The following is a 13,909-nucleotide window of genomic DNA, read 5'->3' as shown; positions in this document are numbered from 1 at the left end:
GAATTAGCTGGTGTATGTATTGATATTTTCGATACAGGTAGTGGTAAGTTATTTACCAACTCACCATCAGTGGCTTACCTGGATAGCATTGGTAGTGGTGGAGAAACAAATGGAATCCTTACTGAAGATGGAAATTACGGCCCAACCGGAAATTTCTACCTCTTCAACTGGCAGAATGCTAATGCACTGTGCGCTACCTACAATATCAATAATCTTGGAGGGCGAACTAACTGGCGCTTACCAACGGCAGACGAGTTAAAAGTGGAGCTATACGCTGCGTACGGCAATATGTTTACCGCGCGCGGTTGGCCGACCAAATACGGTTATAGGTCGCAAACACCTGATGGTCCCGACTTTTTCACTGGTGTGGGCCTCATTAATGGTAACACAGGTCCCCAGGGAACATACTTTGGGTACTACGCATCCTGCGTCTCGGAGCCTTAAGCTGAGCTATAGTCCTGATTGAAGTGGTGATGGAAATAACAAGGGCGACCAGTTGGTTGCCCTTGCTTTATAAATTGAATGCAAGGCTTGCCCTGGTGTGTCCTCTTGGTGCAAATCAGTGCACAGAAGGTAGATGAGACGATTTATCCATTGCTATACCTTGTTATTTATATTTAGTTAGCAGGGGCTTTATGTTGAGTAAACATCAATGATGGTTAATACATTTTCTGGTCAGCGGTGGCTGAGGTGTTAATGTCAAACTCAATCGCGTTTTCAGCAAGCACCTGTGCGTCGTCAACTGGTGGGATTTTTATGGTATCAGATAATGTCAAACTTGATGATGTGTTGGTATTTATTTGAAAAATCTCAAAATAAATAAGTGCATCAACCATAAAGATAAATAACATAACCGAGAGGCCGTGGGCGGCAATCAAACTGGATAGTATAAGTATCACCGCCCGGAGGTCTTTTTTAATGCTCATTATGTGTATGTTTACTGTGTAATAAAATCGACGCAATACATGCCGCATCATTTTGGATAATAAATAACAGGATGCATGACTATGTCATGCATCCTGTTAAATGGTTAAGGGATGACCGGCAATAGCAGCACGTTATTCACTCTCTGGTTCAAAAATGGCAGCGAAACTTGTGGGTGAGGTGTTCCCAACAATTGTCTTCAGATTGGGGATTGTTTGCACGCTGGCATAGGGAAAGTTACTAGAATACTGACGCGACCCCCAGCTCAAGACTGTGCCATCACTTTTTACTGCGCTAAACATCATCACATTCGCGTAAATGCCTTTTACATCGGTCAGCAGTCCTGGCACCATATTATTCCCACCAAATACATCATTCCCACCATATGTATCATTCCCCCATGTAACAACAGAACCATCCTCTTTCAGCGCAGCAAAGGCGCCACTAGTAGGATATATGGTTTTAACGTTAGTTAGCAGGTGTGAGACCTCGGAGCTATCAGAGGCGGCTGCATATACATCGTCGGAAAATGATGGTTTTACGGTCAGCCTCCATTTCGGACCAAAAAACCAAGTTACGACGGTGCCATCATTTTTCAGTGCTGCATAGCTATGTGCTGGAAAGCTGGTTTGATAAATATCCTTAACGTCTTCTAATGACGGCAGCACCCCACTAGGGGACAAAACTACGAGTTCAGTAGATGCTGCATCCAGACCAGTATTCGGCCGCTGACCAATAATAACTTTGCCGTCACTTGTGAGTGCTGCATAACTAGCTTGATTTGCAAGTACTTTGACTACTTGCTTGCCCGCCGCATTGAGGGGCTCGGGGTCTAGACCCCAACCAATCCAGGAACCGTCATGCTTTAAGGCCAGCCGCCCAGCATATATGGTCTTTATATCTGTCGCTTCCCCCCCCATGAGAGTTGGCACCGACCCCCAAGTTATAATGGTGCCATCTTTCTTTTGGGCGATAAAAAAAGACTGTTCTCCATAAACAGCACTGACATCGGTGAGCATATCGGCTACCGAGCTGCTGTCGCCGCCATTTTCGGGTTTACCCCAAGTAACGACAGTGCCATCGTTTTTCAGTGCAGCGAAGGCATAATAAGTAGAAACAATGTCTCTCACACCGGTGAGCTGACTTGCGACAGCGCTGCTGTCGCCGCCATTTTGGGGGTTACCCCAAGTAACGACGGTGCCATCGTTTTTGAGCGCAGCGAAAGCCTCCCAGTTGCCGAAGATCACCTTGACATCAACCAGCTGGTCGGTCACTGCGCTGCTGTCGCCGCCATATTTGGGGTAACCCCAAGAAACGACAGTACCATTACCTTTAAGTGCGGCATATGCACCCAAGCTATCAGTGATAGCCCTCACATCGGTAAGTTGACTCGCAACTGAGCTACTATCCGCGTCTTCGCCTATACCCCAAGTGACCACATTTATGGGCGTTTCGGTCACACAAATCACATACAGACTGCCTGTGGTGTAGGGGGCGGTCACGCCCGTTGTCAGGTTATAAGTGAGATATTCCGCACCGTTGCTGACGATGTAATCACGCTGCACGGGGTACTTGCTGCGCTCCTGCTCTGTGGCTGGCGTGTTGCGCAGGGTGTCGAGCTCTCGCCGGGTGGCCAGGTGGCTGCCTTTGCTGCAATACGAGGAGGCGCTCACCCCTGTCACTGCCCCTATGGTGTTTTTCACGCCATCATCCCAAACCTCTTCAGCGAGCACACCCTTGTTCACCACCTCGCTGTAGAGAGGGGTCGCCCGGTAGGTGACCGCACCCATTATAATGTCGCCCCAGGTTTTGGGGCGCTCATCCGGCCCGACGACCACCTTGATGAGCCCTGTGGCAAAACCGGCCCGGTGGTCACCGACGATATAACTGACGACGTGCTCCCCCAAGGTGTTTGCAGTGAAGGTGAACTGCTTGTTGGTGACCGAGTTCGGGGCTACCGGTACCACTGAGGCGGAATAACTCTGCACCTCTATCAGCTGCCACGCCTCTCCCTCCGGGTCCACGATGTTCAGATTGGGTAGGGTGGCCAGGTCCATGGTCACGGCATGCTGTGCGGTGACCGCATTCCCGGTTTGCGCCTTGTAGTCATATTTGACTTCACCGATGGTGGGGGGCTGATTGGAGGCCTCCGAGATGGTGATGAACAGGGTGCCCAGGACATCTTCGTCAGGCCGGCCAGGGTGCTTGAGAATAAAGACTATGCGGTTCCAGTCTGGCGTATTGGGCGGTGTATAGGTCAACTCATTGCCGCTGGCGGTGACGGTACCTTGTTCCGTCCCTCCCTGCACCTTCAGGGAGGAGGCATCCAGGCTGTAGCCTGCAGGCCAGTCGCTGCCAAGCAGCGTTGCCAGGTTATAAACGGCACTGCCAGTGCCCAACATCAGGGTTTGGGACAGGGGAGGCAGGACCGGTGATGCCATGTTGCTGGTCAACACATAGATGGCCGCCGAGGCATCGGAGTCAGCATTACTCACTGTGTAACTGTACTCACACAGACCACTCTCGCTGGTCAACTCAACGGTCAGGCTAGACACCACGTTGGCGGCGCCACACCCTTTTTGCTGACTGCTTATCGCGGTCAAGGTGGCGCCCGGACCTCGCGCGAACGCGGATAAATCAAGGCGCGTTGGCACGTTCGGTCGCGCTACACCAAACCCATCAACCGCGCTCACGCGGCCTACGGGGGAGGGGTCATGGGCGTTGCCACTACCGCCACCTGCTTCACCGCCGCCACATCCGGCCAGTCCAGCGAGCAACAACATGGTCACCATGACGCAATGGGCACGGTGGCGCCAACCGCCACCGCGATATTCGTTATGTTCATTCATATGCTGTTTCATATACGTTTACATCGATAGGTAATAAAACGTGACGCCACCTAACGTGGCATCACACCTCTGGTTCGAGGGACAGGGAGAAGATGCCCTGGTAGTTGCCCGTTTCCAGAGTGCTGAGTGGGGCATCTGCGAATTGCACCCCAATGGTGAAGTTGATGGTCGGTACATTCACTCCGGGGACCACAGTGCCCTTGGTATTCAAGTCAGGCAACGTCATGACTCCCTTATCTACCAATAAGGGTTGCGCGCACTGCAGGCAACTTACTGACAAGGGGATGGTGGTCTTATTGGGGCCCGTCATGGTGTAGTTGTCCCCCGTTTTCAGACGCAGACGCAGGCCGTTGGAAAAATACCCTGACGCGACCCCGTTGTAGACCGCCTCACCGGACGCATATTGCACTCCGCCCGAGCTGTAATAACGGGGGCGCATCACTCCACCGGTTGGACTGGTGAGCGTGACATCGTTCAAAATGGCCGGCGTATAGTCGATGCTGAGCCGTAGCGGCAATGTCCAGTTGTAACGCACCAACACTCCGGCGCGTTCATAGTCATACGACAGCGGGATATTGACTTGAGTGACATATCGCCCCGGCGTGGCTCCGGCATCGGTGAAGGCCCGGATAATATTCGCGCCATCCCCAAGCGAAAAAACGGGCCTGGCGTGGGTAAACGGGGTCACCTCACGGCTGAGGAGGATGCGATGATCCCCCTCGCCATGTCCTCGCACCTGCACCAAGCCACCATTGAGCATCACCATTGCGCTGCCGCCCGGTACTGGCGCTGTAGCGGTAGCTTCCGGACTGTTGTATTCCATACCAAACAATTGCAACGTTAATGGCACACTGCTGCCCTGGGGGCCCACCATGCTAATGGGCAGCGTTCCCACCGAACTGCTCCCGGGAATATAAGACTGTGCTGGCACCAGAGGGGTGGGGGTGGCCCACACGCTCGGCGCGACGCCTCCGTCAAACGCCGACTGGGCCGATAACCAGCGAAATGCATCCCCCTTGATTTGTGCCTCAACCGTCATGGCTGCGGCTGGTCGCCCCGCCATAAGCGCGAACACGCCGATCAGTGCTAATCCCCATCGGTTCATCGACCTTGTTATCTGCATCATGGTCACCAATCCATTACGACTGCTTACGAAGCGTCGTCTCCGCCTTGAATTTATTACCAAGCGACGCCAACTTGGCGTGCAAGGTCGGGCGCCCCACCATGCCCACAGGGAGCGCAATGGTCAGCTCTCGCCCAGCCAGGACAGTGGCATCCACGACACAGGCGGTGCGCTCCTTGGCCGGGGTATTCTCGGCGCACCCATCCAAGAACAACGTGAAGAAACTATTGCCCTTGTTGGTTACCACCACCTTATCCCCCTGATAACGCATCTCATATGTCAACGGCTGTATCTCTTTGGCGGGCACAATGACAATGGGGGAAAATCCAAATGCCATCTTGACGACGTTACTTTTCTTTTCTTCATCCGTGAAATAGGGGGACGGCACGAACGACACCTGAAATACCTTGTCACGGTTGATGGCTGCCTCACCCACCACGGGCTGATAAACCAGTGAAAATGTCTTTTTGAATCCGGGCTCCAAAATGGCGCGAGCTGGATAAGCCGTCATGGCCCATTTACTGATGTTATTGCGGGTATAAGGCTCCTTTTTCAGCTTGCCGCCCTCAACCAACACCTCAGATATCAACACGTTGATGTATTGGCGGTAATCCTCAGAGTTGGTGAGCACAAAAGACGCCTCTCCCTTGGGGTTGGTGTACTCCAGCATGGAGCTGATACCAATAGCGTGCGCAGACATGGATGCCAGCCAAGACAATCCCATTCCCAATATCCACTTGTTCATAAATCATCTCGCAGTTAACAGTTTGTCTATGTGCGCATCATTGAGCACGATGTACGCTTCCAACTCTTCCAACAGGTTGCGTTGAGCAAGCGTAAATGCTTTGGCGTTTTTGACGTAAACGTACAGCCCTTTACCCACTTGCACGGATTGCACTTCTAGGTCCACTCCGTCAAGTCGACGAATAATGTCATTTGCCTCGTTGCGGGATTCATAGTTTCCGAGATAGAGCAGGTCACTGGCATCCGCCTTCCCTCCCGATGCAAAGGCAATACGTCCCTCATCAGACAACAGCCCTGGCAAGCAAGCGGTCTCGATAACACCGTCACGCACAAGACCTGGCTCGTTGATACAGAGCCGGTTGGACGATACCAAGCTGTAGTTGCCTCCTGCGCGATAGCTCACCCGAAACACGCCATCCTCCGACAGCGGCTCTACACCGGCACATGCCTCTCCTATGCAACGGGCCTGCTTGATGGGTTGACCATCAATGTCATTTAAGACGTACAGATGCGTGACCATCGGTGTCACCTTTGCTGCCACCGTGTACACCGTTCCTGGATAGACAAATTCACGGCGCGCATTGTTATCAATACGCAGATTGCGTGCTTCGGTGTCGATGACAAATTCGGTATCCGTATAGGGCGTGAGTGGCACCACCATCTTGCCGTCCGCCAAACTACCCTGGTAGGTCAGTCGCTTGCTTTGACGCACGTTGTAATGCACACCATCAAGTGATACCGCCCCCTCGGGATCATCATTTCCCACTACCTGGGGAGTTACGTAAATAAATGATGAGCCTGTCTGATCGGTGAGCCCCGCGCCCTGGCCGGACAGAAATTGAGTCCCCGTCAAGGTCGCCGATGCCATATGCCGATCGTCGTTACCGACATAAGCGTAAGCACCGGCGTTGAACCAGTCGGTTCGACCATTGAGTGTGCCAGTCAAGGTTGCCTCGAGCTCTGTCTTTGCATTATCTTGCCAAGCCACACTAGCTGTCCCCGACCCGGACCAATCTCCCCAGCTCGCGTTCTTTGTGAGGGCGCTTTCAGCGCGAGAGAGACCCGATTTATCGGAGGTGATCGCCCATTGCGACGTCACATCGTCCCCAAGCGAATAGGACACCGTCATGCCTACCCGCACTTCCTCATAATTCTCTCCATCACTGTAGGTAGCGTTTCCCCCCCACAGGCCCCCCAACCAAGGTCTCATCCATCCGGCCGTGACGTCGTTAGATTGGGTAGTTGCGGTCTGTGTTTGGTTGAATGTCGCATCACTGTTGTAATGGGTGTACGTGACATAGCCATTTCCCCCCAACAGGGGGGCGGAGTACATGGCACTGAAGCGACTGAAAGAGTGCTCGTCATACAATTGTGAAGCCAAGCGATATTGCCGATTGCTGTCCTCACGGCTAAAACGACTTGCTGAGAAGAACATAGGCCCAAGGAGCAGTGTCGCTGCCTGATATCTATCCTCAGTGCTAAACAGCCCTGCCGTATAAGAGGCCTCAAGCCAATCGTGCCACATATAATTGACCCCCAGCTGACCATAGTGATCATCCTGATTGCTCGTGAGTCCGCCGGCTAACAGCAGATTCTCAGCGGCTCGCCATGACAATCGGGCCTGCATGTAATTGCGAGAAAAATGCTCAGGACCATTGAGCCACCCCAAATCACTTTGCTCGGGCACGTCCTCCAATCGCCCTGCGGTGAGCACATAATCCCAGTGATCGACCGGTAAACTGAATTGGGGAGAGTTGACTATCTGGCGCGGTTCATCCAACACGATCTGGCCCCCGGCACGCAGAATCAACCTCACGTCATAAACCCCGATCGGCAGCTCAGAGTAAGCAATATCTTGACGCCCCTCCGCTACCACCCGCGTGAGCAACAGCCGGTCACCTTGATAAATCTCCAGCTGTCCAGCCTGTGGGGCAAACAGATAAACTGACTGAAGATTTTGTACTCCGCCTCGTACTAGGTTGCGGCTAGACCCTACCTGCAGTGAATAGGCTGTATAGTCGGCCTCATCGTTGAGAAAATCAGTCGTGTTGAACGCAATCTTGTCACGCTCGCTGTAGCCGGCGACGGCGCGAACGCCGCCGACTTCCAAATCATACGCCCCCTTGTAGACATCAAAATCACTATCAGCACTTTGGTACTGGGTGTTGAAAAACAGATGGCCATAAGGCAAGCCCAGCGTCGTCAAGTTAGACGCATTAAGCGCGCCATCCGTGTTTTGGTCGGTGAAGGTGTACAGTCTTGCTTGATTGACCAGAGCGTTGTCAGCGCGAAAGGCTGGGTGATAGGTCACCTCTTCGGCAGCAACAGGCGTGAGCCATGTCGAGCCAACAAATATCGCTAAACTCCCGCTGTCATAATCAAAGACATACTGGATCTCGTTGTCAGAGACGGTGGGAGTACAGGTTGACAATGCTTCTTCACAGCCGGGATTCGCTGGAACCCCTTGCGTTAGCGCCGCCACAATGACCTTGACAGCAGCCCTGGACAATCCCTTGTCGACAAGGTAACGTTCAAGCGGTGTCATCTGTGCCTGAGGGAGCTGAAAGTCATCATAAGAGACGTTTGCAGGAACACGTAGCCCCACAGGATCCCCCGCTAATCGCACCACTACATCGACTTGATGTTTCTCAAAGAAATCTGAAAACTCGACAGGATAGTCAGTTGCGAAACCGCAGTTTGACAACAGACCGAGTAAGGCAACAGCAATCAATTTTTTACGCATATACACTTTATATAACCAAGGTAGCTATTACGCTTAGTGAGCCATCACACCACTGTGTGCTGTCTGTTTGAGGAATAACGGGAAAAGAAAGTACGGCCAGATGATCGTTTTCCACTCCGGCAAACCTAAGTTTGTTATCCTGCTCAATGTCCGAGCCATCCAGTGTCACTGTTATTTTCAATGGTGGCCCATCACTACACCGCCCTGATTGCTGCGCCATCAATAGATCGTAATTTACGGTGTTACCACTGGTGGAACGAACCGTGAAGGGGATCGTTAATGGAAAGAAGCGTGCTGTGGCGGTATCATAGGTGACTTGGAAGACATCTTTATCTGCCACAATTTCCAATTCATCCCCTTGATTCGCAACAATGAAAACGGACACCGGGACAGGGCGTTCAAATATGGCCGCCTGTACAGCTGATATAGATATCAGATAGTACAGTATCGTCACCATCATGATCCAAATACGCATCTACGCACCTTGCAACTGTCTAGACCTGAAATAGGTTTACACATTTATTGGGGGGGAATGTTTTAACCATATTCAGGTCGGGATACACCATCAACAAATGGGGGGAGGTATTCCCCCCTTTCAGTATTTACCTTACGCCCATGTATGCAGGTATTTACATCCTCGCATCGGTGATCACGATGGTGGCGTGAACGGCAACATCATCACCGGCTTCGGGTTGATTGGTCGGGTTGGTTACCTTGGTAGGCTCAACGGTCAGCAACGTTGGTCCACCGGTGAGTTTCACAATGGGATTATTCTTGACCATGGTGGTACCGTCGGCATTGATGGCGTAGTAGCCGTCAGCCCCCTGCTCAATGACCAAGCCGTTCTTGGTTGCGGCCAAATGGGTGAGCTGATAGCTATAAGTGCTAGCCGGTTGACCGACGGCACCGCCTCTGTAATCGAACACGTTGAACCCCACGGCGGAAGCTGAGTGCAGCACACCTTTACCTGTAGGGTTAGTAAGGAACAACAGGGTGCCGTTTTCGATATCAGAGCCTGCATCGGATTTGATGATAAAATCACTTTGGGTACTGATGGCAGGCACTGTACCGGACCAAGTGAAAACGTGGGAGGCCAAGTTATCGGCGGAAGCTGCACCCGTAAACCCCACTGCACCTAAAATAGCGGCCATTACAACTGTTTTCTTCATTCTTTGTTCCTTGATATTAAAAAACGATTTTAAAAAGCACTGAAAATGATGCTCACAGAATTGAATTTGCCTTTGCTCACAACGTTGTTGGTTGTTGAACGTGCGTTAACTGCGTATGAGCGTTGAAGCGGGAAGTATTTTGCATGCCTGTCGTCAATGGTGTATTGATTTTTTCTGAATTAGTGTGAAATGGGAGGGGGAGTGCTTTTTTGGGGGGGCAGTATAGGCCTTTGCTTGCATGAAGGTTCACGAATGAGGTCAAGTTACTAAATAACTGATCCTAATAGTTCTACACCTTTTCTGTGCCATAGCCATTCCTCGGGAAAGGAGACAAGGTACCCATGAAGTGTTTCACTCGGGCCAGCAGGCAGGCCATTCCTCTGCATTGATGATTGCGCGTGACGATTTCATGTTCAACAACAGAGTGTCTAGAAAACTCGGGGCGATTTATAGTGAAAAGATCTCAATCTCAATGAATCACACATAGCGGCAGTGAAGGTTACACCTGTTACTTTTGGGTCGAAAGTAGATAAATCATTAATAACGAAAAACAAAAAAAGAAAGAAAGAAAAAATCAGCATTAATCCTATTTATTCACAAATTTCAGTGCGCATTTTTTGCATTTTCATGCCATTGTAAACAAAAAGAGCAAGGAGGCACAAAACACAAAAATATCATGACAATAAGCACAGTTAATAAGAGATTTGATTTTGATACTGGGAAGTTTGTTATGGATGTAACCAATTATTTTGCCATGCAGTGAATAATAGTGGAGGTTGATATGTTAAACATGGATAACACTGATGAAACTGATAAAAAAGAACTTGAACAAAAAACTCCCGCCATGGAATTGATGAAAAAATATTGCCCTACAGCCATAATGCATGCAGAGCAAAAAGACCAGCTTCAGGAATCAACCTTTAACTTTCTTATTGCTGAGCTGGCTGAAAATGCTCTTAGTGCGGATGTGACCGGCAAGCCAGGACTGAACCTGAATCTTATCCGCCTAGAAATCGAGGAAATCCTGACACAAGAAGATGCTGTTCTTCGCCTGAAACGAGCGGAAATGCATTTTCTTGAGTCATTGGAGTCAGTGAAAAAGCTTCAGGGGTTGCGTCACAGGGAAGAGCTGGAACAGACCTCAGATATAATACGCTCCATCAAACTTGGTATATCTCGTTTTAATATCCTGTTTGTTATTCTACTTATTATAGGGCTGACATGGGCAGCGCTTAATCTTCCTAAGGATGCGCTGGCACTAGTAGCAGCTTCTATCGGAGGCGCCATCACCCACCTGCTTTCAGAGCGCAATGCAGTTCTGGCAATGAAAAAAGAAAATGATAAGGGAGGATGTCACGGTTGCTCCGATGACTAATGTAGTAGTCAACTAAATCCGGACACTTGGTTAGGCCGATCTTTGGCTTTTGCTGGCGGCATCCCGTCATTGTGTTGATGTGGACGCTGCCAGTTGTAGTAATCCATCAGGTGTACAGATCTTGTTATCACTTTCAGCAAACCAGCTGACAGGCAAGGCTAAAGGCCAGGGAAGGCGCCGCATCAGCTTGGTGTCCATCAGGTGGCTGGTAGCATAACGGATTAGCACGCAATGCCGCAGTGCCTCATCCATAACTTTTCACTATGCGAAGAATTTTTCATGACACACCGAGCCTTATGGATGGCGCTAGCAGCCAGCATGATAACAGCCTGTTTTTCCACTGCGTCACGCACTGACGCTGAGTTATCTCAAGCCGCCACTCTGGGCAATTGCATGGCTCAATATGAGCTGGCCAATTGTCTGGCCAGCTAGTCTGATTACCCCAATGCCATGCACTGGGTGAAGCAAGCCGCTGAGCAGTCAGGCCCCTTGGCCGCCGATCAAAAGATCCGCGCCAATGCTACTTGGCAAGTAGGTGACTGGTATCAGACCGGGCTCGGGGAGCCCAAAAATCCGGCGCTCGCGACTCAGTGGTGGCAGCGTTCGGCGCGTCTTGGCAACACCAATGCTAACTATCGGTTGGGGCTGATGTGCCAGGAGCTGCATCAAGGCAAGCTGGTGAGTGAATGCCTCGACTGGTTCGAGCAGGCCGCCAAGCGGGATCATGCTGAAGCGCAGTTAGTCCTGGCCCGGTGGTACAGCAAACAACCGGGTGCAGAGTTGGACGCCGTCAAGTTGCTAGAACGTGCTGCCGAGCTGGGTAACCGTGATGCCCTGTACCTGCTGGGTGAGCGATATGCGCAAGGTAAAGGAGTAGTAAAACGACCAGACCTCGCCCAGTGTTGGAACGACAAGGCAGCAGCTCAGCAGCAGCCGGATGCTTTGCTACAGCAAGCCAAGCAGGCCGCCCCCACCAATACATTCACGGCATATCAACGTGCTGCCACAGAAGGCTCTACCGACGCTGAACTCTGGCTAGGGATGGCTTATCTAGCTGGGGAACAGGTTCCTACAGACCCCGCCTTGGGCCGTTACTGGCTGGAGCTGGCCGCAGGGCACGGCTCCCACGAAGCAGAATACCAACTGAGCTTGCAGCCGGTAGAGCAGGAGCAACAGGTTTACTGGTTAAAGAAGGCTGCTGATGGTGGCATAACCAAGGCGTGGTTTGAACTGGAGGAGCTACAGCATCAGCAAGGTGAACTGGAACAGGCTAGAGCCAACTATATGCCAAGACCGCCCAAAAATGACACATTCTCGCGCAGTACACCTACAGTGAAATGCTACGTCTGGGACATGGTGGCACAGGGGATTAAGCACTTCCTCTCAAGCAGTATCGCCAGGCAGCCCAACAAATCGCATGGCCCAATACCGGATGGGGACCATGCATGAAGAGGGACTGGGGGCTCCGCGTAACCGGATACATGCTTATTCCTGGTTCTTACTCGCGGCCACAGAAGGTATGCCTGAGGTTGTGCAGGCCTCTTATGACCTGGAAGCTGTGATGACTAAGCCAGAATTCAAACAGGCTCAGAAATTGTCAGAATACTGGTTTAGTCAAATGACGCCTGCAGTCCGAAATAGCTAAAAAATTAGAAGAGCTGGGGGCAGTCCGAATAGACTACTTCCATTTGTGTAGTAGTTTTAAGCGGAGTTTATTGTTGACATCGACGATAAATTATTAATCTATGTCACTTTTATTGATATATAAGTTTTCATAAAACTCGATGTCGATTAGGGTGTTCAATGAAAACTAATATTTAAATGGCAGACAAAATCAAAAGACAAGGAAGTGTTAATGCAAACTCCTGTAGAGCCAGAAAGCGAGCGACAGCGTTTGGATGCCTTGCGTCGTCTTGCTGTACTTGATACCCCTGCTGAGGAGCGTTTTGACCGGATCACCCGAATGGCTCGCAACATGTTTGATGTGCCTATTGCACTGGTCTCATTGGTTGATGAAAATCGGCAGTGGTTTAAGTTTTGTTGTGGTTTACCTGTGTTGGAAACTTCGAGTGATATATCATTTTGTAACCATGCTATCCTCGGTGAAACTCTGTTTGTGGTCGAAGATGCATCGCAAGATCCACGCTTTGCGGAGAACCCGTTGGTTACTGGTGAACCATATATCCGGTTCTATGCAGGTCATCCACTTGAAGTCGGCAATGGATTAAAGTTGGGTACCTTGTGTATTATTGATCGTAAACCTAGAATATTCGGCCAACGTGAAAAGCTCCTGCTTTCAGACCTGGCATCAATGGTTGAAAGCGAACTGAAAGCAATTCAAATGGCAACGATAGATGAGTTGACAGGGCTCACTAACCGTAGAGGTTTCATGCTGTTGGCCGAAAAAAATTTACAATATGCTTTTCGTGTAAAAATTCCGATTTCCTTATTATTTCTTGACCTGAACCATTTCAAATTGATCAATGATAAATTTGGTCATGATGTAGGTGATGATGCGTTATGTCAGATGGCTGAAATTTTATGTAAGATGTTCAGGGATGCTGACATTATCGCTCGCTTAGGGGGTGATGAGTTTGTTGTACTGCTGTCTGGAACTGCAAACGAGCATTGCTCGGGCATTCAAGCACGTTTTACTCAAGAACTAGAAAGCTTTAATGCGAACAATGAGAAGCCCTACCAGCTATCATGCTCGATGGGAATTGTTGGTTACGATGCAACGACAGCTCCAGATATCAATATGCTGCTGCGCTTGGCAGATGATGAAATGTATTTTTGTAAAAAATTAGTCCGGAATGGCTAAAAGGAAGAGACCCAGATAGGGTCGCTTTGTAGTGGTCAACTAAATCCGGACACTTGGTTAGGCCGATCCTCGGCTTTTGCTGGAGGTATCCCGTCATTGTGGTGATGTGGACGCCGCCAGTTGTAGTAATCCATCAGGTAATAACTGATATCCCGCTTTGC

At 50.5% G+C, this 13,909-nt stretch carries 10 protein-coding genes and 3 pseudogenes; 4 read left to right on the top strand and 9 right to left on the bottom strand.

Features of this window, described 5'->3' with window-relative positions:
* The coding region (locus G5168_RS20780) for a DUF1566 domain-containing protein (RefSeq protein WP_421252678.1) at positions 1-444 on the top strand (444 nt) is incomplete at its 5' end.
* Positions 445-659: 215 nt separating this feature from the next.
* Here G5168_RS20780 and G5168_RS20775 read toward each other — a convergent pair.
* The 8 genes and pseudogenes from G5168_RS20775 to G5168_RS20740 form a co-directional block, all read right to left on the bottom strand.
* Complete coding sequence (locus G5168_RS20775; protein ID WP_421252677.1) at positions 660-926, bottom strand: hypothetical protein; 267 nt, start codon at positions 924-926, stop codon at positions 660-662.
* Positions 927-1,058: 132 nt separating this feature from the next.
* Positions 1,059-3,785: a hypothetical protein gene (locus tag G5168_RS20770; RefSeq protein WP_421252676.1), complete on the bottom strand. Its 2,727-nt coding sequence runs from the start codon at positions 3,783-3,785 to the stop codon at positions 1,059-1,061.
* Positions 3,786-3,834: 49 nt separating this feature from the next.
* Positions 3,835-4,899: a hypothetical protein gene (locus G5168_RS20765; RefSeq protein WP_421252675.1), complete on the bottom strand. Its 1,065-nt coding sequence runs from the start codon at positions 4,897-4,899 to the stop codon at positions 3,835-3,837.
* Positions 4,900-4,912: 13 nt separating this feature from the next.
* The gene (locus tag G5168_RS20760; RefSeq protein ID WP_421252674.1) at positions 4,913-5,641 is read right to left on the bottom strand and encodes a hypothetical protein; all 729 of its coding nucleotides are present in this window, start codon (positions 5,639-5,641) and stop codon (positions 4,913-4,915) included.
* Between the two features lie 3 nt (positions 5,642-5,644).
* Positions 5,645-8,383 (bottom strand): TcfC E-set like domain-containing protein, encoded by a 2,739-nt coding sequence (locus tag G5168_RS20755; protein WP_421252673.1) that lies wholly within the window; start codon positions 8,381-8,383, stop codon positions 5,645-5,647.
* Positions 8,384-8,390: 7 nt separating this feature from the next.
* Positions 8,391-8,858 (bottom strand): hypothetical protein, encoded by a 468-nt coding sequence (locus tag G5168_RS20750; protein WP_421252672.1) that lies wholly within the window; start codon positions 8,856-8,858, stop codon positions 8,391-8,393.
* A gap of 154 nt (positions 8,859-9,012) precedes the next feature.
* Complete coding sequence (locus G5168_RS20745; RefSeq protein ID WP_421252671.1) at positions 9,013-9,552, bottom strand: hypothetical protein; 540 nt, start codon at positions 9,550-9,552, stop codon at positions 9,013-9,015.
* Between the two features lie 289 nt (positions 9,553-9,841).
* Positions 9,842-9,964: pseudogene (locus tag G5168_RS20740) on the bottom strand (IS630 family transposase); the annotation flags it as partial.
* Positions 9,965-10,333: 369 nt separating this feature from the next.
* Between G5168_RS20740 and G5168_RS20735 the strand changes: the two are divergent.
* The 3 genes and pseudogenes from G5168_RS20735 to G5168_RS20725 all read left to right on the top strand — a co-directional run bounded on the left by G5168_RS20735 (position 10,334) and on the right by G5168_RS20725 (position 13,748).
* Positions 10,334-10,927: a hypothetical protein gene (locus tag G5168_RS20735; protein ID WP_421252670.1), complete on the top strand. Its 594-nt coding sequence runs from the start codon at positions 10,334-10,336 to the stop codon at positions 10,925-10,927.
* A 279-nt stretch (positions 10,928-11,206) separates the two neighbouring features.
* Positions 11,207-12,572 (top strand): annotated as a pseudogene (locus G5168_RS20730) (SEL1-like repeat protein).
* A gap of 210 nt (positions 12,573-12,782) precedes the next feature.
* Positions 12,783-13,748 (top strand): diguanylate cyclase, encoded by a 966-nt coding sequence (locus tag G5168_RS20725; protein ID WP_421252669.1) that lies wholly within the window; start codon positions 12,783-12,785, stop codon positions 13,746-13,748.
* Between the two features lie 35 nt (positions 13,749-13,783).
* Here the strand turns inward: G5168_RS20725 and G5168_RS20720 are convergent.
* A pseudogene (locus G5168_RS20720) lies at positions 13,784-13,909 on the bottom strand (IS3 family transposase); the annotation flags it as partial.

The organism is Aeromonas sp. 600724 (assembly GCF_049175135.1).
Classification (GTDB): domain Bacteria; phylum Pseudomonadota; class Gammaproteobacteria; order Enterobacterales; family Aeromonadaceae; genus Aeromonas; species Aeromonas veronii_A.
This window is presented reverse-complemented; position numbering and strand designations above follow the sequence as displayed.